The organism is Arthrobacter tumbae (assembly GCF_016907495.1).
Lineage (GTDB): Bacteria > Actinomycetota > Actinomycetes > Actinomycetales > Micrococcaceae > Arthrobacter_D > Arthrobacter_D tumbae.
Map to the genome: position 1 here is coordinate 417,971 of NZ_JAFBCC010000001.1, position 24,841 is coordinate 442,811.

At 63.9% G+C, this 24,841-nt stretch carries 29 protein-coding genes; 15 read left to right on the forward strand and 14 right to left on the reverse strand.

Annotation, left to right across the window (positions count from 1 at the left end):
- Nucleotides 1-5 precede the first annotated feature (5 nt).
- On the forward strand, nucleotides 6-884 hold the full coding sequence (locus tag JOD47_RS01925; RefSeq protein WP_204531418.1) for a DNA-methyltransferase: 879 nt from the start codon (nucleotides 6-8) through the stop codon (nucleotides 882-884).
- Here the strand turns inward: JOD47_RS01925 and JOD47_RS01930 are convergent.
- Nucleotides 874-1,719, reverse strand: coding sequence for a PHP domain-containing protein (locus tag JOD47_RS01930; RefSeq protein WP_204531419.1), 846 nt, complete (start codon nucleotides 1,717-1,719; stop codon nucleotides 874-876). The genes JOD47_RS01925 and JOD47_RS01930 overlap by 11 nt on opposite strands.
- Before the next feature lie 117 nt (nucleotides 1,720-1,836).
- Between JOD47_RS01930 and JOD47_RS01935 the strand changes: the two genes are divergently transcribed.
- The gene (locus JOD47_RS01935; protein WP_204536350.1) at nucleotides 1,837-3,411 is read left to right on the forward strand and encodes an aminopeptidase P family protein; all 1,575 of its coding nucleotides are present in this window, start codon (nucleotides 1,837-1,839) and stop codon (nucleotides 3,409-3,411) included.
- Between the two features lie 164 nt (nucleotides 3,412-3,575).
- On the opposite strand, the gene JOD47_RS01940 is transcribed toward JOD47_RS01935, so the two are convergent.
- Complete coding sequence (locus JOD47_RS01940) at nucleotides 3,576-4,460, reverse strand: YflT domain-containing protein (protein WP_204531423.1); 885 nt, start codon at nucleotides 4,458-4,460, stop codon at nucleotides 3,576-3,578.
- 129 nt (nucleotides 4,461-4,589) lie between these two features.
- On the opposite strand from JOD47_RS01940, the gene JOD47_RS01945 reads away from it, so the two are divergent.
- Genes JOD47_RS01945 through JOD47_RS01955 form a run of 3 tightly spaced genes read left to right on the forward strand, consistent with a single transcriptional unit; the run spans nucleotide 4,590 to nucleotide 7,583 of the window.
- A complete protein-coding gene (locus JOD47_RS01945; RefSeq protein ID WP_204531425.1) occupies nucleotides 4,590-5,870 on the forward strand; it encodes a magnesium transporter MgtE N-terminal domain-containing protein in 1,281 nt (426 codons plus the stop codon).
- Nucleotides 5,863-6,462 (forward strand): DUF1003 domain-containing protein, encoded by a 600-nt coding sequence (locus JOD47_RS01950; RefSeq protein ID WP_204531427.1) that lies wholly within the window; start codon nucleotides 5,863-5,865, stop codon nucleotides 6,460-6,462. Before JOD47_RS01945 ends, JOD47_RS01950 begins: the two co-directional genes overlap by 8 nt.
- Nucleotides 6,459-7,583, forward strand: coding sequence for an Mrp/NBP35 family ATP-binding protein (locus JOD47_RS01955; protein WP_307836177.1), 1,125 nt, complete (start codon nucleotides 6,459-6,461; stop codon nucleotides 7,581-7,583). The genes JOD47_RS01950 and JOD47_RS01955 overlap by 4 nt, the downstream gene beginning before the upstream one ends.
- Nucleotides 7,584-7,616: 33 nt before the next feature.
- Here JOD47_RS01955 and JOD47_RS01960 read toward each other — a convergent pair whose 3' ends face one another.
- From JOD47_RS01960 to sigE, 3 genes are read right to left on the reverse strand one after another with little or no spacing between them, the layout of a single operon-like run.
- The gene (locus JOD47_RS01960) at nucleotides 7,617-8,066 is read right to left on the reverse strand and encodes a twin-arginine translocase TatA/TatE family subunit (RefSeq protein WP_204531429.1); all 450 of its coding nucleotides are present in this window, start codon (nucleotides 8,064-8,066) and stop codon (nucleotides 7,617-7,619) included.
- Between the two features lie 41 nt (nucleotides 8,067-8,107).
- A complete protein-coding gene (locus JOD47_RS01965) occupies nucleotides 8,108-9,079 on the reverse strand; it encodes an anti-sigma factor family protein (protein WP_204531431.1) in 972 nt (323 codons plus the stop codon).
- A gap of 4 nt (nucleotides 9,080-9,083) precedes the next feature.
- Entirely contained in the window at nucleotides 9,084-9,719 is a 636-nt protein-coding gene (gene sigE / locus JOD47_RS01970; protein ID WP_204531434.1) for an RNA polymerase sigma factor SigE, read from the reverse strand.
- 304 nt (nucleotides 9,720-10,023) lie between these two features.
- Between sigE and JOD47_RS01975 the strand changes: the two genes are divergently transcribed.
- On the forward strand, nucleotides 10,024-10,662 hold the full coding sequence (locus JOD47_RS01975; protein ID WP_204531436.1) for an O-methyltransferase: 639 nt from the start codon (nucleotides 10,024-10,026) through the stop codon (nucleotides 10,660-10,662).
- Nucleotides 10,663-10,691: 29 nt separating this feature from the next.
- On the opposite strand, the gene JOD47_RS01980 is transcribed toward JOD47_RS01975, so the two are convergent.
- From JOD47_RS01980 to JOD47_RS01995, 4 genes are all read right to left on the reverse strand, one after another.
- A complete protein-coding gene (locus tag JOD47_RS01980) occupies nucleotides 10,692-10,859 on the reverse strand; it encodes a DUF3117 domain-containing protein (RefSeq protein ID WP_081737717.1) in 168 nt (55 codons plus the stop codon).
- A 147-nt stretch (nucleotides 10,860-11,006) separates the two neighbouring features.
- The gene (locus JOD47_RS01985) at nucleotides 11,007-11,585 is read right to left on the reverse strand and encodes a DNA-3-methyladenine glycosylase I (protein ID WP_204531438.1); all 579 of its coding nucleotides are present in this window, start codon (nucleotides 11,583-11,585) and stop codon (nucleotides 11,007-11,009) included.
- Nucleotides 11,582-11,911 carry a DivIVA domain-containing protein gene (locus tag JOD47_RS01990; RefSeq protein WP_204531440.1) on the reverse strand — a complete coding sequence of 110 codons (330 nt, stop codon included), beginning with the start codon at nucleotides 11,909-11,911 and terminating at the stop codon, nucleotides 11,582-11,584. The genes JOD47_RS01985 and JOD47_RS01990 overlap by 4 nt, the downstream gene beginning before the upstream one ends.
- Before the next feature lie 3 nt (nucleotides 11,912-11,914).
- Entirely contained in the window at nucleotides 11,915-12,697 is a 783-nt protein-coding gene (locus JOD47_RS01995; protein WP_204531442.1) for an LOG family protein, read from the reverse strand.
- A gap of 117 nt (nucleotides 12,698-12,814) precedes the next feature.
- On the opposite strand from JOD47_RS01995, the gene JOD47_RS02000 reads away from it, so the two are divergent.
- The 4 genes from JOD47_RS02000 (at nucleotide 12,815) to JOD47_RS02015 (ending at nucleotide 16,116) form a co-directional block, all read left to right on the forward strand.
- Nucleotides 12,815-13,603, forward strand: coding sequence for an amino acid ABC transporter ATP-binding protein (locus JOD47_RS02000; RefSeq protein WP_204531444.1), 789 nt, complete (start codon nucleotides 12,815-12,817; stop codon nucleotides 13,601-13,603).
- 42 nt (nucleotides 13,604-13,645) lie between these two features.
- Complete coding sequence (locus JOD47_RS02005; protein WP_204531445.1) at nucleotides 13,646-14,494, forward strand: glutamate ABC transporter substrate-binding protein; 849 nt, start codon at nucleotides 13,646-13,648, stop codon at nucleotides 14,492-14,494.
- Between the two features lie 75 nt (nucleotides 14,495-14,569).
- On the forward strand, nucleotides 14,570-15,244 hold the full coding sequence (locus tag JOD47_RS02010) for an amino acid ABC transporter permease (RefSeq protein ID WP_204531446.1): 675 nt from the start codon (nucleotides 14,570-14,572) through the stop codon (nucleotides 15,242-15,244).
- Nucleotides 15,241-16,116, forward strand: a complete 876-nt coding sequence (locus JOD47_RS02015; RefSeq protein ID WP_204531447.1) for an amino acid ABC transporter permease — start codon at nucleotides 15,241-15,243, stop codon at nucleotides 16,114-16,116. Before JOD47_RS02010 ends, JOD47_RS02015 begins: the two co-directional genes overlap by 4 nt.
- 40 nt (nucleotides 16,117-16,156) lie before the next feature.
- Here the strand turns inward: JOD47_RS02015 and dapE are convergent, their stop codons facing one another.
- Nucleotides 16,157-17,248, reverse strand: a complete 1,092-nt coding sequence (gene dapE / locus JOD47_RS02020) for a succinyl-diaminopimelate desuccinylase (protein WP_204531448.1) — start codon at nucleotides 17,246-17,248, stop codon at nucleotides 16,157-16,159.
- 63 nt (nucleotides 17,249-17,311) lie between these two features.
- On the opposite strand from dapE, the gene dapD reads away from it, so the two are divergent.
- Nucleotides 17,312-18,280, forward strand: coding sequence for a 2,3,4,5-tetrahydropyridine-2,6-dicarboxylate N-succinyltransferase (gene dapD / locus JOD47_RS02025; RefSeq protein WP_204531450.1), 969 nt, complete (start codon nucleotides 17,312-17,314; stop codon nucleotides 18,278-18,280).
- A gap of 8 nt (nucleotides 18,281-18,288) precedes the next feature.
- Entirely contained in the window at nucleotides 18,289-19,158 is an 870-nt protein-coding gene (locus JOD47_RS02030) for a hypothetical protein (RefSeq protein ID WP_307836178.1), read from the forward strand.
- Nucleotides 19,159-19,164: 6 nt separating this feature from the next.
- On the opposite strand, the gene JOD47_RS02035 is transcribed toward JOD47_RS02030, so the two are convergent.
- Nucleotides 19,165-19,776 (reverse strand): hypothetical protein, encoded by a 612-nt coding sequence (locus tag JOD47_RS02035; RefSeq protein ID WP_204531452.1) that lies wholly within the window; start codon nucleotides 19,774-19,776, stop codon nucleotides 19,165-19,167.
- Nucleotides 19,777-19,924: 148 nt separating this feature from the next.
- Here JOD47_RS02035 and galE point away from each other — a divergent pair, with 148 nt between their 5' ends.
- The gene (gene galE, locus JOD47_RS02040; RefSeq protein WP_204531454.1) at nucleotides 19,925-20,938 is read left to right on the forward strand and encodes a UDP-glucose 4-epimerase GalE; all 1,014 of its coding nucleotides are present in this window, start codon (nucleotides 19,925-19,927) and stop codon (nucleotides 20,936-20,938) included.
- A gap of 98 nt (nucleotides 20,939-21,036) precedes the next feature.
- On the opposite strand, the gene JOD47_RS02045 is transcribed toward galE, so the two are convergent.
- The 3 genes from JOD47_RS02045 to fdxA all read right to left on the reverse strand — a co-directional run bounded on the left by JOD47_RS02045 (nucleotide 21,037) and on the right by fdxA (nucleotide 23,925).
- Nucleotides 21,037-22,320 carry a citrate synthase gene (locus JOD47_RS02045; protein WP_204531462.1) on the reverse strand — a complete coding sequence of 428 codons (1,284 nt, stop codon included), beginning with the start codon at nucleotides 22,318-22,320 and terminating at the stop codon, nucleotides 21,037-21,039.
- Nucleotides 22,321-22,451: 131 nt separating this feature from the next.
- Nucleotides 22,452-23,591, reverse strand: coding sequence for a succinyldiaminopimelate transaminase (gene dapC / locus JOD47_RS02050; RefSeq protein WP_204531464.1), 1,140 nt, complete (start codon nucleotides 23,589-23,591; stop codon nucleotides 22,452-22,454).
- Between the two features lie 7 nt (nucleotides 23,592-23,598).
- A complete protein-coding gene (gene fdxA / locus JOD47_RS02055) occupies nucleotides 23,599-23,925 on the reverse strand; it encodes a ferredoxin (RefSeq protein ID WP_056544327.1) in 327 nt (108 codons plus the stop codon).
- A gap of 122 nt (nucleotides 23,926-24,047) precedes the next feature.
- Here fdxA and JOD47_RS02060 point away from each other — a divergent pair, with 122 nt between their 5' ends.
- Both JOD47_RS02060 and JOD47_RS02065 read left to right on the forward strand, forming a co-directional pair.
- On the forward strand, nucleotides 24,048-24,290 hold the full coding sequence (locus tag JOD47_RS02060) for a putative acetyltransferase (protein WP_204531466.1): 243 nt from the start codon (nucleotides 24,048-24,050) through the stop codon (nucleotides 24,288-24,290).
- Between the two features lie 55 nt (nucleotides 24,291-24,345).
- Nucleotides 24,346-24,840 (forward strand): ArsR/SmtB family transcription factor, encoded by a 495-nt coding sequence (locus tag JOD47_RS02065; RefSeq protein ID WP_204531468.1) that lies wholly within the window; start codon nucleotides 24,346-24,348, stop codon nucleotides 24,838-24,840.
- The last annotated feature ends 1 nt before the right edge of the window (nucleotide 24,841 follow it).

The following is a 24,841-nucleotide window of genomic DNA, read 5'->3' on the forward strand; positions in this document are numbered from 1 at the left end:
ATAGCGTGGAAAAGACACCGGTCCATCCGGCGGCCTGGCGGCCGGATGGACCCAATCTTGTGGTGCAGGCAGACAATCTCGAATACCTTGCCCAACTGCCGGCGAACTCCTTCTCCATGATTTACGTGGATCCGCCGTTCAACACCGGACGCGCTCAACGCAGACAGCAGACGTCGATGGTCCGCAGCGCGCCCGGCTCCGGCGACCGTGTCGGGTTCAAGGGGCACAGCTACTCCACAGTCAAGGGCATGCTGGCGAGCTACGACGATGCGTTCGAGGACTATTGGGAGTTCCTCGCTCCGCGCCTGGTGGAGGCGTGGCGGTTGCTGGCACCGGACGGGACGCTGTACGTGCACCTGGACTACCGGGAAGTGCACTACGCCAAGGTGATGCTCGATGCTCTGTTCGGCCGCGAGTGCTTCCTCAACGAGATCATCTGGGCCTACGACTACGGGGCCCGCGCGAAGAGCCGGTGGCCGGCCAAGCACGACAACATCCTCGTGTACGTGAAGGATCCGGCCGGGTACTACTTCAACAGTGCCGAGGTCGACCGTGAACCGTATATGGCCCCGGGCCTCGTCACACCGGAGAAGGTTGCGCTCGGCAAGCTGCCCACCGACGTGTGGTGGCACACCATCGTCTCCCCTACGGGCAAGGAGAAGACCGGCTATCCAACCCAGAAGCCGGAGGGCCTGGTTCGCCGTGCGGTGGCCGCCAGCAGCAGGCCCGGAGACTGGGTCCTGGATTTCTTCGCGGGCTCGGGAACGCTCGGCGCCGTCGCAGGCAAACTTGGGCGGCGCTTCGTCTGCGTGGACAGCAATGAACAGGCAATCGACGTGATGACCAGGCGCCTCGGTCCCTGGCTGGCAACCGCTACCGGATAACGCTGCTTCCGGTTGCCATCTCCTCCAGCCGGGCGAACATCTCCGGGCTCGTGAGGTTCTCCCCCAGCCGGTTCGGCTTTCCCGTTCCGTGGTAGTCGCTGGAGCCGGTCACCAGCAGGTTGTTCCGGGCAGCGATTCGTTCCAGCTCCGCCCGCCCTTCGGGAGGATTGTCCCGGTGATGGATCTCCAGACCGAGGAGGCCGGCGTCGATCATCTCCCCGGTGACAGTGCTGTCCACAATCCGGCCGCGTGAGGACGCCACAGGGTGGGCGAACACCGGAACCCCACCGGCCTCCCGAACCAGTGCGACGGCGTCCGCCGGGTGTGGTGCATAGTGGCTCACCCAGTAGGGCGACCGGGCGCTGAGAATGCTCGCAAATGCTTCACTTCGCGTGCCGACAACTTTCAGCGCCACGAGTGTGTCCGCAATGTGCGGACGGCCGATGGTGGCGCCTTCGGCAACGTGTTCAAGTACATGCGCCCAGGAGATGGGGTAGTCCGCGGCAAGTTTCTCGACCATGCGTTCGGCCCGGGTAAGCCGGGCGTTCCGGGACCGGCCGATCTCGGCGAGCAGCCCCGGGTGCTCCGGATCATGGAGGTAGGACAGCACATGCACGCTGATACCCGTATCCGTGCGGCAGGACACTTCCATCCCGGGCACCAGCACCAGCGACAGGTTCCGTGCTTCCTGCGTGGCCGAAGCCCACCCGGCGGTCGCATCATGATCCGTCAGTGCGACGACGTCCAGACCGGCTGCCGCCGCGGCGCGCATGAGGTCCGCGGGACCTTCAGTACCGTCTGACACGGTGGAGTGGGCGTGCAGGTCAATTCTCACCAAACAACTGTACGCCCGCGCCGCCCGTGGCAACGGCCCCGGACGTTTGGCTCATCCCATCGCCGGTGGGACCATGGTGAGGTGAGTACAGCAGAGAACACCCCATCGGCAGTAACCATGAACCCGACCGGCACCGGCAGTGACGCCACACCTGTCACACCGGAGGAACAGCCACTTTCCAGCCGCAATGAAAACCGTTCCCAACGGCCCGATTCCGAGGCTTTCAAGGCCTTCATGAGCTCCAGCTGGGCGGCGAAAGGCACTGATCTTCCCGCAGGGGCTGAGGTGGCACGGTACGCCGCCCAGCGCCGCCTGAAAGTCTCCCGGCAGTTCCCGGGTGAGCGCCTCGTCATTCCCGCGGGACCATTGAAGGTCCGCTCCAACGACACGGACTACCGCTTTCGGCCGCATTCCGGATTTGCCCACCTGACCGGCCTGGGCCTCGACCACGAGCCCGATGCAGTGCTTGTGATGGAACCCGCCGGAGAGGGAAAGGGCGACGACGGCGGCAATCACCATGCCGCGCTCTACTTCCGGGAGCTGGCCGGCCGGGACAGCGCGGAGTTCTACGCAAACGCCCGCTACGGCGAATTCTGGATCGGTTCCCGGCTGTCCCGCGCGGAAGTGCGCGCACTGCTGGCCCTGGAAACAGCCGACCTCGCCGATCTTGAAGCTGCGATCACGAAGGATGCAGGGGCTGTCGAAATCGGTGGTATCCGGATCCGGTTGCTGCGTGAAGTCGACCTGAACGCGGACGCCCTGGTGGACACATCACGCATCAACACCTCCGTGGACCTCGAAGCCTCCGACGAACTCGACGCAAAGCTCGCAGAAGCCCTGTCCGAACTCCGCCTGATCAAGGACGAGTGGGAGATCGCGCAGATGCGCAAGGCTGTGGAGGCAACGGTGAACGGCTTCCACGAGGTCGTCAAGGAACTGCCGCGCGCCATCACCCATCCGCGAGGCGAGCGGGTTGTCGAAGGAGCCTTCTTCGCACGCGCCCGGGAAGAAGGCAATGACCTCGGCTACGACACCATCGCCGCCTCAGGAAACAACGCCACCATCCTTCACTGGATCCGCAATAACGGCCAGGTGGATGCTGACGACCTGCTGCTCCTGGATGCCGGTGTCGAGGCAGACAGCCTGTACACCGCGGACATCACGCGTACCCTGCCGGTGAACGGAAAGTATTCGGAGATCCAGCGCAGGGTCTACCAGGCAGTGCTGGACGCCGCGGATGCCGGATTCGCCGCCGCAAAAGTCGGTGTGAAGTTCCGGGAGGTACACGCCGCCGCTGTGGCCGTCCTTGCTGAACGTCTTGACGGGTGGGGCTTCCTGCCGGTGCCGCTGGAGGAGGCGCTCTCCCCCGAAGGGCAGCATCACCGCCGCTGGATGCCGCACGGCACCAGCCACCACCTTGGCATGGATGTGCACGACTGCGCCCAGGCCAAGCGCGAGCTCTACCTTGACGGGACCCTGACGGAAGGGATGGTCTTCACCATCGAACCCGGCCTGTACTTCAAGGAAGAGGACCTGGCAGTTCCCGAGGAGTACCGCGGCATAGGCGTCCGCATCGAGGACGACATCCTGATGACGGCGGACGGGCCGGTGAACCTAAGCTCGGCGCTCCCCCGCGAACCCGACGATGTCGAAGCATGGATGGCAGGCATCTACAGCCCTACCGGTGAGTGAAGGGTGGAGCCGCGTCCACCGCGGTGGATGCGGCTCGAACGAACGCGGCGTAGAACGAAGACCGCATAAAACGAAGAACGCATAGAAAGAGGAAGGCGGACAGCCCTGGCTGTCCGCCTTCCTCGTTTCATACGCACCGTGTTTTCACACGCGCCCTGTTCCAGCTATTCCTTGCGGGATTCCTGTGGCTGCGCATCCTGCCCGGCCGGCTGGGCCTGCTCAACCGAATCCGGGGTGGGCTGCTCAGCCGAATCCGTGGTGGGCTGGGACTCTACGCGCACTCCGTACTGAGGCCTGCCATCCGGCAGATCGGGGAACTGGCCGCGTGTGGAGCGCTTGTTGGCGGCGTTCTGTTCGTCGCCGCCTTCAGAGGGCTGGGAAATTTCCGCGGACGTGGCGCCGTTCGGCGAGTCCGGCGCCTGCACGTGCGGCGGCTCGGCAGGTGGCTGGCTCCAGCCCTCGGGACGCTGTGGGGGCTGGCCCTGAGGCGGGTGCTGATTGTGCTGTGGGGGCGTTCCCCACGGCTGCGACGGCGCACCTGTGCCTTCCTGGGGCCGCGAGTTCATGGGAAGCTGCTGAAGCACTCTCCTGGCCTCGCCTGCAGCGGCCGGATCGACTACGACGTCATAGCTGGTGGCCACCACCTGGCTGGTGGAGGTGAAGTCACGCTTACCCCGCTGGAACGCATACGCAATCACACCGAACAGCACCCAGAACACGGCACCGAGCGCCATGGAGGACAGGATCGGCAGGTAGGTCGAATCTCCGCCGAAGAGCGTCAGGATGAAACCGACGAAGAGTCCGAACCATGCGCCGGTCGCTGCGCTGGCGAGTGCCACCCGCGGGTAGCTGAGCCGCCCGGTCACACGTTCCACAGTCTTGAGGTCATTACCGATGATTGAAATCTGCTGCACCGGGAACTTGGTGTCCGCGAGGTAGTCCACCGCCTTCTGCGCATCCAGGTAGGAGTCATACCGGCCAATGGTTTCGCCCTTCGGCAGGGTACGGCCCTGATCGCGTGAGGCGGTTCGTCCAAAAACGTTTGACATACTTTCATTGTTGCCTAGATACCTCCCGCCGTGTCGCCGTATCGCTCGGGGTGAACTTCACCGGCACCATGCTGTGCGTGCTGTCACGCAATACGGCTCTGATACCCCAACGGCAGTAGCCTTGAGCATGTGAGCAGCAACCCAACGCGCGTATTCGTGGCACGTCTCCTGGGCCTGGACGTTTTCGACCCGCTCGGAGACCGTCTCGGGCGCCTTCGTGACGCCGTCGTGCTGGACCGCGGACCAGCGGTTGTTCCCCAGGTGGTGGGCCTGGTGGTCGAGGTACCCGGGAAAAAGCGCGTTTTCGTCCCGATGACGCGCGTAACCTCCATCGATGCCGGACAGATCATCTGCACCGGACTGGTCAATCTCCGCCGGTTCGACCAGCGCGGCGCTGAGCGGCTCGTGGTCGCCGAGGTGTTCGACCGCCGGATCACGCTCCGCGACGGCAGCGGTGAGGCCACGATAGAAGACGTCGCCATGGAGAAGGACCGCTCCGGCGACTGGCACGTGTCCCAGATTTTTGTTCGCCGCGGCGGTCCGCAGTCCCGGCTTCGCGGTCTGCGCCGGGGTGAGCGGCTCATCATCGACTGGCTCGACGCGTATCACGGTGCCGCAGACGAGCCGCAGGCCGCAACCTCATTCCTGGCCCAGCATGATGATCTGAAGGCGGCCGACTTCGCCGACGCGCTCCATGAAATGAGCGACAAGCGCCGGATCGAAGTGGCCGGCGAACTTCAGGACCAGCGACTCGCTGACATTCTCCAGGAACTGCCCGACGACGACCAGGTGCAGATTCTGTCTTCCCTCGACCGGGAACGGGCGGCGGACGTCCTGGGAGAAATGGATCCCGACGACGCCGCCGACCTCCTGAACGAACTTCCCGAGGACCAGAAAGAAGAACTGCTCCAGCTCATGGAGCCGGATGACGCGAAGGACGTCCGCCGCCTGCTGCAGTATGAAGAGGACACCGCTGGATCCCTCATGACACCCGTTCCGGTCATTCTGCCCCCGGAAGCGACGGTTGCGGAAGCACTGGCGCATGTGCGCAGGGAGGAGCTGACGCCCGCGCTGGCCTCCGCCATCTTCGTCTGCCGGCCGCCGCTGGAGACTCCGACCGGCCGCTATCTCGGTGTTGTCCACATCCAGCAACTGTTGCGTTATCCGCCGCCGGAACCGCTGGGCAACATTGTGGACACCGACCTGGAGCCGGTGAGCGACCAGGCGAATATCAGCGAGGTGTCGCGGATCCTCGCAACCTACAACCTGAACTCATTGCCGATCGTCAACGGTGATGGCCGATTGGTGGGGGCGGTGACCGTGGACGACGTTCTGGATCACCTGCTCCCGGAAGACTGGCGTGCCCAGGATGTCACGCCCGACCTGACGCGGGGAGGCATAAATGGCTGAGAGAACCAGAACTGCGACCACGAGCGGCCTGGACACGCCGCGCGAAAGCCGTGCCCGGTTGTTGCCCAGGCTGCGCCCCAACCCCGACGCGTTCGGGAGTGCAACCGAGAACTTCGCGCGGTTCATGGGCACGCCGCAGTTCCTCTTCTACATGACGGTGTTCGTTGCGCTCTGGCTGATCTGGAACAGCTGGGCTCCGGAGGCATGGAGATTCGACAGCGCGGCGATTGGCTTCACGCTGCTCACGCTGATGCTGTCCCTGCAGGCGTCCTATGCAGCCCCACTGCTGCTGCTGGCCCAGAACCGCCAGGATGACCGGGACCGCGTGTCGCTGCAGCAGGACCGGCAGCGCGCGGAACGCAACCTGTCGGACACCGAATACCTCACGCGTGAAATTGCGGAGCTGCGCATCGCGCTGCGGGAGGTCTCCACACGTGACTTCGTCAGGTCCGAGCTGCGCTCGGTCATGGAAGAGCTGCTCGAATCAGCGGACGGGCAGGATGCGCCGCCGGCGCGCAAGTCCAAGCGCAGGGTATCGGATGCCACGGTCTCCCTCCCCCAGGTGCCGCCGGCGCGCAAGGACAGACAGTGACGCGTGAACCCGCCGTCCTCGCTGCGCTCGGGAAGGTCATAGACCCGGAGCTTCGGCGCCCGATCACTGAACTGGGCATGGTGGAGGGCATTACAGAGCACGACGACGGCGCCGTCACCGTACGCGTCCTGCTCACCATCGCGGGGTGTCCCCTCCGGGACACCATCACCCGGGATGTGGAAGCAGCGGTCGGTGGACTGCCCGGAGTCACCGGAGTTTCGGTGGAACTGGGAGTCATGACCCAGGACCAGCGGGATGCCCTCAAGGAGCGGCTGCGCGGCCCGGGCGCCAAGCGTGGAATCCCGTTCAACGAGCCCGGTTCGCTCACCCGGGTTCTTGCCGTCGCAAGCGGTAAAGGCGGGGTAGGCAAGTCGAGCGTCACCGTGAACCTGGCAACGGCGATGGCTGCGCGGGGGCTGCGGGTCGGAATCGTGGATGCGGATGTCTACGGATTCTCAGTACCGGGACTGATGGGAATCAACCAATCCCCCACCAGGGTCGACGAGATGATCCTGCCGCCGGTGGCACACGAGGTCAAGGCGATCTCGATCGGTATGTTCGTCACGGGAAACCAGGCCGTTGCGTGGCGCGGGCCCATGCTGCACCGTGCATTGGAGCAATTCCTGCAGGATGTGTACTTCGGCGATCTGGATGTGCTGTTCCTGGACCTGCCGCCCGGGACGGGCGACATCGCTATTTCAGTGTCGCAGCTGCTCCCCGACGCAGAACTCCTGATTGTGACCACGCCGCAGTCCGCAGCGGCGGATGTCGCCGAACGGGCCGGCTCTCTGGCAGTGCAGACCGGGCAGAAGGTCGCGGGAGTCATCGAGAACATGTCGTGGCTGGAGCTTCCCTCCGGTGAGCGCATGGAAGTCTTCGGCAGCGGCGGCGGCGCCGAGCTTGCGCGGCGGCTGACCACGACGGTCGGTTACGACGTGGCTCTGCTCGGCCGTATCCCGCTGGAACCCGCGTTGAGGCAGGGCGGGGACAATGGGCAACCAGTGGTCCTGGAACAGGGTATCCATGCTTCTGAGGAGTTGAACCGGATTGCCTCCGCCCTGGCCGGGCGGCCGCGCGGCCTGAGCGAGAGACTGCTGAAGGTCACTCCGAAACGGGCCTGACCGCCGGCACGTGCGGGGATCCCGAGGAGCCGGTCAGGTGGCCTCGTGGTCGTAGGGGGCTGCCTGACCGGCAGTCAGCCGCGGCGAGCCGGCGGGAGGATGGGCCGGGCTGGAGCCCTCCGGCGGGTTCACTGAAGCGGCGCCATTCGGTGCTGGTCCGGTTGGAGCTGAAATTGAGCGTGTCTGGGGCTTCGAGCCATTTTCGCTGACCGGCTTGACTGCGTCTTCGATGTCGTCAAGGAGTGCCTCCTTGATGATGCGCCGCGGATCATACTGGCGGGGATCGAGCTTGCGCCAGTCGACGTCGTCGAACTCTGTGCCGACTTCTTCGCGGAGCTGTTCGCGGGCTCCGGTGGCCATCCGGCGCAGCCCCTTGACCAGTTCCGCAAGCTGGGAAGCGTATTGGGGCAGCCGTTCGGGACCAAGGACGATGACGGCGATGAGCGCCAGCAGGAGGAACTCGTATCCATTGATTCCAAACACCTTCGAAGCCTACCTGCCGGACAACCCTGAATCTATTTACGTCACGGCGCCGGCTGCGCCAGCTTCCCAAGGCCGCGAAGGATGCGGCTCATGGGATCGCTCGGGGCCTCAGGGCGTGAGTAGGCGAGCTGGGAGTGTTCATTGAACATCAGCTGGCTGACCGCACGCGGCATGTCGGCGACGGGCAGTGTGGAGACCACCGTATACGTCGCAGAACCGGAATCGATCACCAGCTGCCAGGCGCGTCCGGGATGCAGCCACACCGTCTGCTCTGTCCCGCCGATCTCCTCGAATCCGTCTTCCTGGACGGTATTGCCGGTCGCCGCATTGACCGGAGCGGCCTCCATTCGCTCTACCTCTCCGCGCTGTTCATAAATAGTCAGGGAATGGTTTCCGTCGGAGAGATCGAGCTGCAGGGTGGGCTTGCCTTCAATCTCAAGCGCCTCAGCGCGGACGAGCTCGAAACCGAGCGTCTGCAGCTCGGGACAGAACCAGCCGTCGTCGCGCAGTTGGTCAACCTGCGTGGCAGTCAAAGTTGCCGGCGCGGCTGTTGCGACGGTCTGAAAGCTCTCCGTCACTGATGCTGAACCGCCTGCCGCCGTCAGGTCACCGGAGTTCACCTCCGAGCCAAGCGCATACGCGGCCGTGAGCGTTGCTACTGCAGCGACGGCGAGACCGCTGCCGACGGCGATGACGGTACGGTTCCGGTGCATGAACGGCTCGCCGACAGGTTGCCTGTCGGCGAGGGTGAGGTTGGTTGGCCCAGCTCCAGCGGGTCCCGGCACACGGGCATCGTCCGGCTGCGGAGCAGACCTGCGCAGAATACGCTCGAACAGCTCCTCGGACGGTCCGGGAGTCGAAGTACTCCTCAGCCGACGGCGGATGGCCTGCTCCTGCTCCACGAATTCGTGGCACTGGCCGCACCGGAGCAGGTGCTTCTCGACCGCGCACTGACGAGCCTGACTGAGCTCGCCGGCCACGTAGTCGATCAGGAAACGGGTTGGGTGGCGCATGGACCTAGCGGGCACCTGCTATGCGCGGCAGGCTGAGACGGGGTGGGACGGGAGCGGACTGCCGGGGGTCCCGGTGGGCCAACTTCTCCCGGAGGATGGTGCGGCCGCGGTGAATGCGCGAGCGCACCGTACCGAGCTTGACGCCGAGCGCACGGGCTACCTCATCATACGGAAGCCCCTCCAGGTCACAGAGGACAACAGCAGCGCGGAAGTCCGGCGGCAGTTCCTCAAGGGCTGCCTGAACGTCAAGGTCGAGGTTATTGAATTCGAAGCTGCGCTCCGGGCTCGGGTGCGTGCTGGGCAGGCGGTTCTCGGCGTCGTCGGCCAGCCCGTCGAAGCGGATGCGGTTCTTGCGCCGTGCCTGATCCAAAAAGAGGTTGGTGGTGATGCGGTGGAGCCAGCCATCCAGAGTTCCCGGTTTGAAGTTCGCTAGCGAACGGAACACACGTACGAAGACCTCCTGCGTGAGGTCCTCAGCGTCGTACTTGTTGCCCGTCAGGCGGTATGCAAGCCTGTAAACCTTCGGTGAGTGGTCCCTGACCACTTCCTCCCATGACGGCGGCACCCAGTCGGATACCTCCTGATCGTGCTCTCCGGTGGTGGCGTTCCCCGCTGGTGCCACTGTGCGCGAAGTAGACATCGACCTTCTCCTCTCGCCCTCGAATGAATGTGCGCAACCCCCGTCTGTAGAGCAGGAATCGCATGCATCTTGTATTCGGGGCTTTGCCTCTGTTGGATGCCTTGAATTGCATCTCTTGCTTATCCATGGTGCCGGAACTAGCTGAGAGCCCGCTGAAGATATGGAGGGAGATCACGGGGCGCGGCGGGCCCCGGGTCTGCGTTACCGGGACCGTCCGTGATCCGCAGTAGGCTGGAGGCGGCGGCGCCCGGTAGCCCGGACCCGGCCGTCATCATCATCAGGCTCCTGGACAGAACGGAACATCATGAGCGCGCAGAAGCAGGCTAACTGGTCATACACGGAAGGCCTGCCCGTTGAAGATGATGTTCTGCTCCGGGCGCGGGACCGATCCCATGAACTCGGGGTCTCCCCGGTCAGTACGGGTATCGCGGCGGCCCTGACCGTACTCGCCGCCGCGTCGAAGGCGATGACCGTGGTGGAAGTCGGTGCCGGGGCCGGTGTTTCCGGAGTATGCCTGCTGCGCGGCATGGGACCGAACTCAGTACTGACAACGATTGACTCGGATGTAGACCATCTTCGGGCCGCACGCGAGGCCTACGGGGAGGCAGGGATTCCTGCGAACCGCACCCGGACCATCTCCGGGCGGGCAGCCGACGTACTTCCCCGCCTGACAGATGCTGCCTACGATCTTGTTTTCCTCGATGCGGACAAGGCGAACCTCCCGCTTTATGCTGACCAGGCGGTCCGTCTGTTGAAGCGGGGAGGACTGCTCCTGATCAACGATGCCCTGGACAGCGGCAAGGTTGCTGATCCCGCGGCACGGGACGCCTCCACGAACACCCTGCGGCAGGTCGGGAAGACGCTGCGCACTCACGATCAGCTGGTCAGCACGCTGCTGCCCGCCGGGAATGGTCTTCTGATGGCTGTGAAGATGCCCGCCTGATCAGCGTGCCGTCTGGCCGATCAGGCTTTCTAGCCCGTTACCGTGAGCAGGCAGTCTTTGAGCTTGCCTGCTTCTTCGGCATTGAGTTCGACGACCAGGCGTCCACCGCCGTCGATCGGAACCCGCATGATGAGGCTGCGTCCCTCTTTGGTGACCTCCATGGGTCCATCACCGGTACGGGGTTTCATCGCAGCCATCTAAGTAGTTTCCTTCCACGGTGCGCGACCGGACGAAGGCCGCGGTCAACATTGCACGGCGGAGACTCCCCCCGTACGCTCGTCCACACTTATTATCCCGCAGAAGTGCGCGCCGAGCTAATCGCGGGTGCGGCGCCCATCACACCGCTACGGTGAAGAGTCCCGCACCCAGCAGGACGCAAGGTGGTCGTTGACGTATCCGGTTGCCTGCTGCATGGCATAGGCGGTGGTGGGACCGACGAAGCGAAACCCTCGGGACTTCAGTTCCTTCGCGAGCGCAACCGACTCCGGCACGACGGCGGGGACATCCGTCAGCGACTTGGGCGCGGCTTGAGGCGGCGGCCGGTGTGCGTCCAGTATTCCCTCCAGCGTGGCGCCGGCAGGCAGGGCGAGTAGAGCGCGGGCGTTCGCTACGGTTGCAAGGATCTTGGCCCGGTTGCGCACGATGCCCGCATCTCCGAGCAGGCGCGCGACGTCGTCGTCGTCGAAAGCGGCAACTCCGTCGGGATCGAAACCGGCGAAGGCAGCCCGAAAATTCTCCCGCTTGCGCAGGATGGTGATCCAGCTCAGCCCGGACTGGAACGCTTCGAGGCTGATTCTTTCGAAGAGCGCGGCATCGCCAGTGACCGGACGCCCCCACTCGTTGTCGTGGTAGGCCTCGTATTCCGCGCTCGACACCGCCCAGGCGCACCGCAGGTGGCCATCGCTGCCACTGACCGCGGTCACCGGCCGTCCCGGTTCTGTTCCTGCAGCGCTTCAATGAGCGCATCGCGCTCAGCGAGGGCTGCGGCCAGGCTGTCCAGGACCTCGTCCACCTGGTCCATGCGATATCCGCGCAGACCAAGCGAGAACCGGACCCGGCCCACGTCCGCAGCGCCCGGATGTTCCGGGAGCAGCACCGGCGGCAGGGAAGGCGTCGGTTCAACCAGTCCAGGAAGGGCTCTGGGCTCTCCTCCTGAAGACGCACCGGGGCCCGGCCAACTCCGCCCGACGGCAAAAAAGGCTGTGGCGCCCACTGCCGCAACCGCGATCACAACGAGGAACACCGTCATGACCTAGGGTCCGGTATGCCGGGCTGTGTCAGCGAGTACGGCGCGAACGGCGTCTGCAGGGTCATCGACCAGGTGAACCAGTGACAGGTCCTTCTCCGAAATCATTCCGTTGGCGAGCAGTGTGTCCCGTACCCAGTTCCACAGCGGACCCCAGAACTCGGTACCGATCAGCACGATCGGGAAGGACGTGACCTTCTGGGTCTGGACCAGCGTCATCGCCTCGAAGAGCTCATCCAGGGTCCCAAAACCTCCCGGCAACACAATGAAGCCCTGCGCATATTTGACGAACATGGTTTTGCGGGCGAAGAAGTAGCGGAAGTTGATGCCGAGATCCACCCACTCGTTCATTCCCTGCTCAAAGGGAAGTTCGATGCCGAGCCCCACTGAAACCCCACCGGCCTCGCAGGCACCCTTGTTCGCAGCCTCCATTGCACCCGGGCCCCCGCCGGTGATCACGGCGTATCCGGCCTCCACCAGGAGCCGTCCCACTTCCTCGCCGACCGCGTAGTACGGAGAGTCCCTCGGAGTCCGCGCGGAACCAAACACACTGATGGCCCGTCCCAATTCCGAGAGGGTCCCGAAGCCTTCCACGAATTCGCTCTGGATCCGCAGGACCCGCCATGGGTCCGTTTTGGTGAAAGGTGTCTCCTCCTCGGAGTCCAACAGGTACCGATCGGACTGCGCGGTCCTTGCCTGGTCCCGGCGGAGTTCCACCTGGCCACGGCGCCGCGCAGGTGCCGCCGGAGGACCGGTGTGCTGATCGTTTGTGCCGCTGTGGAGACTCATACACCCAAGGCTAACCGCCGCAAACACCCTTGCGCGTTGGTTGCTCTTGAATCACGATTTCCACTTTCCGCAAGCCGATGTATCGCCGGCGGGGAATTCTTCGCTACATTTCTCTCTATGACTCGTGACACACAGTCGAGCACGCCCACGTCCGCGTCCAACTCGTCAGCACAGCCTCTCGTCTCTTTGAAGAACGTCAACAAGCACTTTGGCGAACTCCATGTGCTCAAGGACATCAACCTCGAAGTTGCCCGCGGCGAGGTGGTGGTGGTGATCGGGCCCTCCGGGTCCGGCAAGTCCACGCTGTGCCGCGCCATCAATCGCCTGGAAACCATCGACAACGGCGAAATCCGGATCGACGGCAAGGAGCTGCCCGCTGAAGGCAAGGCGCTGGCAAAGCTGCGCGCCGACGTCGGCATGGTGTTCCAGTCCTTCAATCTGTTCGCGCACAAGTCCATCCTCGAGAATGTGACTCTCGGCCCCGTGAAGGTCAAGGGAATGAAGACTCCCGCGGCGAAGGAGCTCGCGATGTCGCTGCTGAAGCGCGTTGGGGTGGACAACCAGGCGCAGAAGCTTCCCGCACAGCTGTCCGGAGGCCAACAGCAGCGAGTCGCGATTGCGCGTGCGCTCGCGATGCAGCCGAAGGTGATGCTCTTCGATGAACCTACGTCTGCGCTGGACCCGGAGATGATCAACGAAGTCCTGGACGCCATGGTCGCCCTGGCCAAGGAAGGGATGACCATGATCGTCGTCACCCACGAGATGGGCTTCGCCCGCAAGGCTGCCGACCGTGTGCTCTTCATGGCTGACGGTCAGATTGTCGAGCAGGCCAAGCCGGAAGAGTTTTTCACCAACCCGCAGAGCGATCGTGCCAAGGACTTCCTCGGCAAGATCCTCGCCCACTAACCACCGACGAATTCCCATCAGGAAATAACGCGAGGAGAAATCATGCGAACAACACGATACGGGGCACTGGCCATGGCCGCGGCTGCCGCACTCACCCTGTCCGCCTGCGGCGGCGGCGGCGAGACCGAAGGCGGAGGAGAAGGCACCGGCGAAGCAGCTGCCGAATCCGTACGCATCGGCATCAAATTCGACCAGCCGGGCCTCGGCTTCGATGAGGGCGGCGAGTACACCGGCTTCGACGTCGATGTGGCCAAGTACGTCGCCGGTGAACTCGGCTACAGCGAAGACCAGATCGAATGGGTGGAAGCACCTTCCGCCAACCGTGAAAACCTGCTCTCCAACGAGCAGGTTGACATGATCTTCGCGACGTACTCGATCACCGACACCCGCAAGGAGACAGTGGACTTCGCCGGTCCGTACTTCATCGCCGGCCAGGACCTGCTGGTTCCTGTGGACAGCGACATCACCGGTCCGGAAGACCTCGATGGCAGGAACCTCTGCTCCGTCACCGGGTCCACTTCCGCCCAGCGCGTGAAGGACGAATTCGCCGAGGGCGTCAACCTGGTCGAGCAGCCCGGATACGCGGAGTGCGTCAGCCTGATGAGCGGCGGACAGATCGACGCCGTCACCACAGATGACATCATCCTTGCGGGTCTTGCTGCGCAGGAATCCAATCAGGGACAGTTCAAGGTCGTGGGCAACCCGTTCTCGGAGGAGAACTACGGTGTTGGCCTCACCAAGGGCAGCGAACTGTGCTCCGACATCAATGCCGCCATCGAGAAGATGATCGAGGAAGGTGCCTGGGAAGAAGCCCTGGCAAACAACCTGGAAGGCGTCGACTACGAGCCGAACGCGGAACTGAACCCGCCGACGCCGGACGACTGCGCCTAACACCCTCGAAATCCGTGTGGGGGCTGCTTTGCAGCCCCCACACGGCCGTCTGACGAACTGACAAGAAAGGTTGCCGTGGACGGTTTCCTGTCGCTCTTCGAGCAATACGACGTCGCAGGGGCGTTCTGGGTCAACATCCAGTTAACATTCTTTGCGGCGATCTGGTCCCTGCTCCTCGGAACGCTCCTGGCCCTGTTCAGGATCTCACCCATCGCGAGCCTGCAGTGGTTCGGCGCCTCCTACGTCAACATCTTCCGCAATACGCCGTTGACGATCATCCTCGCCTTCGGTGTACTGGCACTGTTCGGCCAATTGGTTGTCAGCCTGGCAGATGACTTTGACCTGAATTTCTTCCGGCTGGCGGTTCTCGGACTGAGCCTTTACCACGCAGCTTTCGTCTGTGAGGCAATTCGAAGCGGCGTCAACACCGTCCCGCTGGGACAGGCAGAGGCAGCCCGCGCGATCGGTCTGTCATTCCTTCCGGCTGCCCGGCTCGTCATTCTTCCGCAAGCGTTCCGCGGCGCCATCGCGCCGCTCGGCAACGTTCTGATCGCGCTCACCAAAAACTCAACCGTTGCTGCCGCCGGTTCAGTCGCTGAGTCCGCCGGCCTGATGAAAACCATGATCGAGTTCCGTTCTGACATGGTGATCCCGATCTTCTTCACCTTCGCGATGGGCTTTGTGATCATCGTGATCCCGATCGGCCTGCTCACTACCTGGGCATCCAAGAAACTGGCGGTGGCACGATGAGCGCCCAACAGGTCCTTTTCGACGCGCCGGGCCCCAAGGCAAAGCGCAACATACTGATCGGTAACATCGCCGGCGCCCTGCTCATCGTTGGGTTACTCGCATGGCTGACGATCACGCTCGCGGAGCGTGGGCAATTGGAACCCGCGAAATGGACACCTTTCCTGGAAGGCAGGACCTGGGAATTCTTCCTCCTCCCGGGACTCCTGAACACTCTCCGGGCGGCCGGCGTAGCGATCGTCACCTCGGTGGTCCTCGGACTCCTTCTCGGCATCGGACGGCTCTCGCATTTCCTTCCGCTCCGGTGGCTGGCCGGCGTGGTCGTCGAGTTCCTTCGCGCGGTTCCGGTCCTGCTGATGATGATCTTTCTCTGGCTCGCCATCGGCGCGGCGGGCATCATGCGCCCACAGGATATCCCCTTCGTCGCTGTGGTCACGGCGCTGACGCTTTACAACGGATCAGTCATCGCTGAACTTGTCCGCTCCGGCGTGGAAGGACTGCCCAAGGGACAACGGGAAGCCGGAATGGCCATCGGTATGACCCGCAATCAATCGCTGAGAAGCATCGAGGTGCCCCAGGCCCTCACAGCCATGCTGCCCGCGCTGATTAGTCAGTTCGTGGTGATCCTGAAGGACTCAGCGCTCGGCTACATCATCACGTATACCGAGCTCCTGCAGAATGCGCGCCGGTTGGGCGTTGGTGAGGGAAACCTGCTTCAGGCCCTGCTCATCGCAGCCGTCATCTTCATCATCATCAACTTCGCGCTCTCATCCCTGGCAAACCGGCTGTCGAAGCTCCTCAGCTTCCGGACAACGGGAACGACAAAGAAGGAGAACGTCAGCAACGTGGTAGTTGCAGATCCCACCAACGCGTAGCGCCCACGATTCGTGCGAGTGGCTCGCCTGAACCTCCCGTTCAGGCGAGCCACTCGCTTAACGCCTTGAGGCAAACACGGATTGCATCTGCATGGACATGTTCATCGTCCGAGTGGGCGAGGAGCGCGTCACCGGGACCGAAGTTCACAGCCGGTATGCCAAGCGCACTAAAGCGGGCCACGTCGGTCCAGCCGTACTTCGGCTTCGGCTCCCCACCGACCGCCGCAACAAAGGCAGCGGCAGCGGGATGATTCAGCCCGGGACGCGCACCGGCAGCGGCATCCGTCCGCTCCAACTCAAAACCAACAAGCAGGTCACGGACGTACTTTTCAGCGTCCTCCGGACTCTTATCCGGAGCAAACCGGTAATTCACCTCGGCAATGGCCCTATCGGGAATCACATTGCCTGCGGTGCCGCCGCTGATCAGGACAGCGTTGAGGCTCTCCCGGAAATCGAGCCCGTCCACCGATACCGTGGCCGGCTGGTGATCCCGAAGCCGAACAAGTACCTCCGCCATCTTGTGAATGGCGTTCTCCCCCATCCAGGCCCGGGCAGAGTGGGCTGCGCGCCCCGTCGTCGTGACGTTGAAGCGGGCCGTTCCATTGCAACCGCCTTCGACGGTGCCGTTGGTGGGTTCGAGCAGCACCGCGAAATCGGCCTCGAGCCAGGTGGGATGACTTTCGGCCAACCGGCCGAGTCCGCTGAGGGATGCCTCGACCTCCTCGTGGTCGTAGAAGACATAGGTGATGTCCCGGGACGGCTCGGTCAGTGCAGCAGCAAGCGCGAGCTGGACGGCGACACCGCCCTTCATATCGGTGGCGCCGCGCCCATAGAGAACTTCGCCATCCCAGGCGCTCGGCACGGTACCGCGGGAACCGGGCACATGCGGCAGCGGCACGGTGTCGAGATGACCCGCAAGGATGACCCGCTCGGCACGACCCAGATTCGTCCGGCCGATCAGCGAGTCACCGTCCCGGACCACTTCCAGGTGGGAACACGCTCGAAGGATCCCCTCCACCGCATCGGCCAACGCGCGCTCGTTACCCGAGACACTGTTGATGTCCATGATGTCGGCTGTGAGCTGCGCGACGTCTGCACGGGGATCGAGGCGCTGGAATCCGGAATCTGTCATGACCTCAAGCCTACTGGGCGAGGTGGCAGGGGCCGGTAGCCGCTACTCGGTAGAATGGAGGCCATGACTGAGACGGCTTCCGCTTCCCTGACCCCCTCCGAAACCACCGCACGAACCGCTTTCGGCGTCGGCCTGGCCACGCTGGCCGAAGACGGAACGGTACTCGATGTCTGGTACCCGCAGCCGGTTCTAGGCGAAGCTTCCGGCGATGCTGATGCGCTGTCCGCCGAACTCGCCGCCATCGCAGCCCCGGATGCACTGCGCGGCGTCACCCAGGAAGTACTGTCGACAACTTCCCTGCTCGACGACGCCCCGACCGACGCAGCGGATGCCTACCTCCGGCTCCACCTGCTTTCGCACCGCCTCGTACAGCCGAACAGCATCAACCTCGACGGGCTCTTCGGATTGCTCGCCAACGTGGTGTGGACGAACTTCGGCCCCTGCGCCGTCAACAACTTCGAAACCACTCGCCTGCACCTGCGTACCCGCGGCACGGTGGTGGTGTACGGCGTGGACAAGTTCCCGCGCATGGTTGACTACGTGATGCCCTCGGGCGTTCGGATCGCCGACGCCGACCGGGTTCGCCTGGGCGCGCATCTGGCCGAAGGCACCACCGTCATGCACGAAGGTTTTGTGAACTTCAATGCCGGGACGCTCGGCCATTCAATGGTCGAGGGTCGCATTTCCGCCGGCGTCGTCGTGGGCAACGGCTCCGACATCGGCGGCGGCTCCTCGATCATGGGTACGCTGTCCGGCGGCGGCAAGGAACGCATCAGCATCGGCGAGCGCTGCCTCCTGAGCGCACAGGCCGGGATCGGTATTTCCCTCGGTGACGACTGCGTGGTGGAAGCCGGTCTCTACATCACCGCAGGAACCAAGGTGACTCTTCCGGACGGCTCAATCGCCAAGGCCGCTGAGCTCTCCGGACAGTCCGGGGTGCTCTTCATCCGCAACTCGACCACCGGCGTCGTTGAAGCACGGCAGCGTTCAGGGCAGGGAATCGCACTGAACGCTGCCCTCCACGCCAACTAGGGAACTGAGTGCGCCAGACCAAAAAGCAGGCCCGACGACGGCGCCGCCTCCGCGCAGCCGGTGTCCTCACGGTGCTGACGGCTGTCGTCGGGGGTGGAGCCTACCTGGCCATCAGCCAGCTGAACTCCTCTGAGGTGCTGGTCCGTGAACGGTGCAGCGCCGTCGTCGGAACAGATACCTATGAGTTGGCACCGGAGCAGGCCGCGAACGCGTCCACCATCGCGGGCGTGGCCGTGACCCGCGGTCTCCCGCCGCGGGCGGTCTCAATCGCGTTGGCCACCGCGGTTCAGGAATCGGGCTTGCGGAATCTGGACTACGGTGACCAGGCGGGGCCGGACTCACGCGGATTGTTCCAACAGCGTCCATCCCAGGGCTGGGGCACCGAGGAGCAGGTGCAGGATCCGATTTACGCTGCCGGCGCCTTTTACGACGAGCTGGTCACCGTTCCGGGATACCAGACCCTGCCCGTCACGGAAGCCGCACAACTCGTTCAACGCAGCGCCTACCCGGACGCCTATGCCGATCACGAGCCGGAGGCGCGCGCCTTCGCCTCAGCGCTGACCGGCCAGTCCCCCGCTTCGCTGAACTGTGTGCTGCGCAAGCCGGCGGAATCCGGGGACGCGACAGCCGTGACCGAACGGTTCGCCGCCGTCTTTCCCGCCCTCCCCACCGGACCCACGGAACAGGGTCTGGTGACCAGCGCATCCGGATCTCAAGGGTGGGCCGCGGCCCAGTTCGCGGTGGCCCATGCGAAAGAACTCGGCATCACGTCTGTCTCCCACGCGGGGCTGCAGTGGAACCGGACCGACGGCGGCTGGACCACCGCGGATACAGAGACCGGCCAGGTGCTCATCACCCTCGCCGAGGTCGCTACCTAGCAGGCGCTACGCGATGATTTCCACCACCGGCTGGACGTAGCTACGGAAGGTGGCTTCGTCGTCGTACAGGTCCTCACTCAGAATGAGCATGTCCGGTTCGATGTACCAGGCGCGGATCTCGCTCAGGGGCAGCTCCACCACGGCGAGTGAGAAGTTCCTCGCGGGCCGTCCGAGCTCGAGTTCGCGTTCCCGGACGAGATCACCGAACCGCCGCTGACCGCCGTCGTGCATGCGCTTGACTTCGCGCTGTCGCCAGAACGCGTCACGCTCCTGCGTCCATGCCAGCGCTGTCCCATAGTGAGCGTGGGTGAGGCGCTGCAGTGCGGGCATGGAATCGAACTCCGGGAAGTCCGGCGGCGTGGGAAGTTCCGTCCCGTTCCCGTGACCGGCAACCAGTTCATACCACCAGGCTTCCCACTCGACCCGCAGCGCAGGAACTCCGCCGGCGGCGTGGACCACCTGTCGCGGATCCAGGCAGCGGACAGCAGGTTTCACCGGAGATACAGCCGGTTTGCCGATCACACCGAGACCTGCGCAGTCCCGCAGATACAGCGCGAAGCACATGGCCAGAGACGTACCCGCTCCCACTTTCCAGGAGTGCGCTCCATTGACGTGCATACGGTGTCCTCGCCTCTCCGCCGGTCCAACCCAGAACGGCTCGCGCGCGTGATCCTCCAAGGGTAGACCGATAGCCCCGACGTCTCCAGAGCAAGAGCCCGGTGACTCACTTAGGTCCGAAATGCCCCCGGTCGGTAGGCTTGAATCCATGAAGATACTCGTTACCGGCGGAAGCGGTTACATTGGCTCGCACACCACGCTTGCACTCCTGGAGGCGGGCCACGACGTCGTCGTAGTGGATAATCTCTACAATTCAAGCGAGACCGCCCTGAAGCGGGTCGAGGAGCTTGCCGGCCGCGACGTGGCTTTCCGTAAGGTGGATCTGCTCGATGAGCACGCGCTCGACGCCGTGTTCGAAGCCGAAGCCGTCGAAGCCGTCATCCACTTCGCCGGGTTGAAGGCAGTCGGTGAATCAGTGGAAAAGCCGCTGTTCTACTATCACAACAACGTCGGCGGCACGTTGAATCTGCTGCGCACCATGGACCGCCACAACGTCCGCACCCTGGTCTTCAGTTCCTCAGCCACCGTTTACGGTGCGTCCGAAGAGGTGCCGCTCATCGAGAAAATGCCGCTGGATGCGACCAACCCATACGGCCGCACCAAGGAGCAGATCGAAGACATCCTGAGCGACGTCGGAGCCTCCGACAGCCGCTGGAACATCGCGCTGCTGCGCTACTTCAACCCGGTAGGTGCGCATGAGTCGGGGCGTATCGGCGAAGACCCAACGGGTATCCCGAATAACCTGCTGCCCTTCGTGGCGCAGGTGGCGGTCGGCAGGCGCGAGAAAGTGATGGTATTCGGCAACGACTACCCCACCCCGGACGGCACCGGCATCCGCGACTACATCCATGTGGTGGATCTAGCGGACGGCCACGTAGCGGCCCTGAACTACCTCACCTCCCACGCCGGGGTGCACCGCTGGAACCTGGGTACCGGCAATGGATCGTCAGTGCTCGAGGTGCTCGCCGCATTCTCGAAGGCCGCCGGCCATGAGGTTCCCTACGAGTTCGCCCCCCGCCGACCGGGAGATGCAGCGGTCAGCTACGCGGACCCTTCGTCAGCCCTGGCGGACCTCGGGTGGTCTGCACATAATTCGCTGGACCAGATGTGCGAGGACCACTGGCGCTGGCAGAAGAACAACCCGCAGGGTTACGCCTCCTGATCCTGCCTGCTCCCACGGCCCTGCCGCAAAGTTAACGTACGACGACGGCCGGTCACCTTCCCCACAGAGGTGACCGGCCGTCGTCGTACTGGAACTTCTTAGCGTGCGGGGTAGTGCCGTTCCCCGGCGCCTGTGTACAGCTGGCGCGGGCGGCCGATCTTGGTCTGCGGATCCTGCATCATCTCGCGCCACTGCGCAATCCATCCGGGCAGGCGGCCGATCGCGAAGAGGACGGTGAACATCTTCTCGGGGAAGCCCATCGCCTTGTAGATGAGGCCGGTGTAGAAGTCCACGTTTGGGTAGAGCTTGCGCTCGATGAAGTAGTCATCAGCAAGTGCCTTCTCTTCCAGGCGCATCGCGATGTCCAGGAGCTCGTCATTGCCCCCGAGCTTGGAAAGGATCTCGTGGGCCGTGGCCTTGACGATCTTGGCCCGCGGATCATAGTTCTTGTAGACGCGGTGCCCGAAGCCCATGAGCTTCACGCCGTCTTCCTTGTTCTTGACCTTTTCCATGAAGTCCTCGGGCTGCATGCCCTTGGCCTTGATGTCCCGGAGCATGTTCAGGACGGCTTCGTTGGCGCCGCCATGCAGCGGTCCGAACAGGGCGTTGATGCCGGCGGAGATTGACGCGAACATATTGGCGTTCGAGCTTCCCACCAGGCGGACCGTGGAGGTGGAACAGTTCTGCTCGTGGTCCGCATGGAGGATCAGCAGGAGGTCCAGCGCCTTGACCATTGTGGGATCAAGATCGTAGGGCTCGGCGGGGAGGCCGAAGCACAGGCGCATGAAGTTCTCCACGAGGTTCATGGAGTTGTCCGGGTACAGCATCGGCTGCCCGATGGACTTCTTGTGTGCATATGCGGCGATGACCGGCAGCTTCGCCATCAGGCGGAACGTGGAAAGCTCCACCTGCTCGTCGTCGAACGGGTCCAGCGAGTCCTGGTAGAACGTGGAGAGAGCCGAGACGGCTGAGGACAGCACCGGCATGGGGTGCGCGTCCCGCGGGAACCCACCGAAGAAGCCCTTGAGCTCCTCATGCAGGAGCGTGTGCCTGCGAATACGGTTGTCGAAGGCGGCCAGCTCGGTGGGCGTTGGCAGGTTCCCGTAGATGAGCAGGTAGGAAACCTCGAGGAAGCTCGAGTGCTGCGCCAGCTGGTCGATCGGGTAGCCGCGGTAGCGCAGAATGCCCTGATCGCCGTCGATGTAGGTGATTGCTGAGGTGGTGGCCGCGGTGTTCATGAAGCCGGGATCGAAGGTGACGGCACCGGTCTGCTTGAGCAGCTTCGAGACATCGTACCCATGGTTGCCCTCTGCCGCTTGGATCAGCGGGAGGCTCAGGCTTCCTCCGTCATACTGGAGTGAGGCGCCGTTGTGCTCAGTCATTGACTCTCCTTGTGGAGCTTATGGAAAAGCATGCGTGATTGCTGGATCAGCTCAGTCAGCTAAAACGCTACCGGCACAAACGCCTCCAGCACTAATCGGTTGGGGCGTTGTTGTGCAATAGCAACACGGCCTCACGCACCGAGTCGGGCAGCCGCAGCAGCGACCCGTTCATCGGAGCCGGTGAGCGCCACCCGGATGAACCCGTTCCCGGCATCACCGTAGAACGTACCGGGACCAACGATGATCCCGAGCTCCGCGAATCTCTTCACCGTCAGCCAGGTGTCCTCCCCCGCAGTGGCCCACAGGTAAAGGCCGGCGTCGGACGAGTGGATGGTCAGCCCGAAGGCCTCGAGGGCCGGCACCAGCCGGCTGCGCCGCGCCCGGTACAGGTCTTTTTGCGCCGCGACATGCGCGTCATCCGCAAGCGCTGCGCGCATGGCTTCCTGGACCGGAAACGGCACGATCATTCCCGCGTGCTTCCGCGAATTGATGAGATTGGGCAGCACCGCGCTGTCACCGGCCACGAACGCGGCCCGGTAACCGGCGAGGTTGGACTGCTTGCTCAATGAATAGACGGACAGCAGCAGGTCCGAGGACCCACCGCTCACCCGCTCATCGAGGATGCTGGGTACCGGGTTCCCGCCCAGGGCGGGGTCCCAGGCCCCCCAGCCCAGCTCGGCGTAGCACTCGTCGGAGGCAACCATGGCACCCAGTTCGCGGGCGGCGTCGACCATCGCTCGCAGCGCTTCGACGTCCTGGACCGCGCCGGTGGGGTTCGACGGCGAATTGATCCAGACCAGCCGTACCCGTGCCCGTGTGCCGGGATCCAAGTCGGCCAGGGAGTCCGCGGCCACCGGTGTTGCACCGGCGAAATGGGCTCCCATGTCATAGGTGGGGTAGGCAACCGTGGGGCGCACGACGACATCCCCGGCTCCCAGCCCCAGCAGGGTGGGCAGCCACGCGACCAGCTCCTTTGAGCCCACCGTTGGCAGAATATTCTCCGGATCGAGACCGGCAACAGAACGACGGCGGCGGTACCACTCGCTGATTGCTTCCCTCAGCTCGATGGTGCCGTGAGTGGTGGGATATCCGGGGGCATTCGATGCGTCGCGGAGCGCGCGCTGGACGACCTCCGGCGTGGGGTCCACGGGGGTTCCGATCGAGAGGTTGACCGCCCCGTCGGGATGTTGCCGCGCTTCCTCGACATAGGGTGCCATGGCATCCCAGGGATAGTCGGGAAGGTCGAGCCCGAAGGCCCGGTTGGGTGTCACGCTGCGCTCACGCTTCCTGGTTCTGCGGCGGCAGGGCGGCGATTATGGGGTGATCCTTCCCTGTGTTGCCGAGCTTTGCGGCGCCGCCCGGGGACCCGAGGTCGTCGAAGAACTCGACATTGGCCTTGTAGTATTCCGCCCACTCGTCGGGGGTGTCATCCTCGTAGTAGATAGCCTCGACCGGGCAGACCGGCTCGCATGCACCGCAGTCCACGCACTCATCCGGGTGGATGTACAGCGAGCGTTCACCTTCATAGATGCAATCAACCGGGCATTCCTCAATGCAGGCCTTGTCTTTCACATCCACGCACGGCTGTGCGATTACGTAGGTCACTTCCCACGCCTTCCCTAGAAATCTGGTGCCGCTAACGGCTCTTCCTCGCTGTTCCAGCTTAACCCAACAGGAGTTGGGATCGGCATCGACCGGCGCCCACCGTAATATGACAGGCTATGCCCATGTCCAGCCCAGCCGCACACCTGCTGACTTCCCTGCCGTTGGGAACCCGTGTGGTGGTCCGGTATCGGATCGAAGGAGGCCTCACCGATGCCCTCGGCGATCTGGCCTCGCGGGATGCGGTGTCCTGCACCATCGCAGGAAGGCGCGGGGACGTCGTCGTTCCGCTGGATGCTGTGACGGCGGCCAAGCCGGTCCCTCCTCCACCTCCACGGCGCGGTCCGGGAACCGTTACAGCCAGGTGAACGCGCGATTGACTAAATTCAATCAGTGAGCGCTTGCTGACGTATGCTGTGGATTATGGAAACAGATGAGGACGTCCAGGCGCGCGGCAGGGCGTTGAGCTCCCCCGTTCGGCTCAGGATCCTCCGGCTGTGCCTGCACAAGGCACGCACCAACAAGGAAATCGCCGAGGTGCTGGATCTCAACCCTGCCACGGCGCTGCACCATGTGCGGACGCTGCTAGCCACAGAGTTCCTGAAGGCCGAGGAACCACGCACCGGCAACCGTGGCGCAAAGGAAATCCCCTACCGCGCAACCGGGCTGTCCTGGGGAAGCCGCATGCCCAATGCAGCACCCGTACTCGTCGAGACGTTCCTGCAGGAGATCGACGGGCTGGGCCCCTCGGAGATTGACGTATGGCGTCTTGGAGTGCGGCTCAATGACGCAAATCGCGCCGAGATGATGGAGAAGATCCGCCACGTATTCGAGGAATACGCCCGCCGTGAATCCGACGAGGATGGCACCGCGACCTCGATCATGTTGGCCCACCACATAGACCGCACGGCGGACTGAG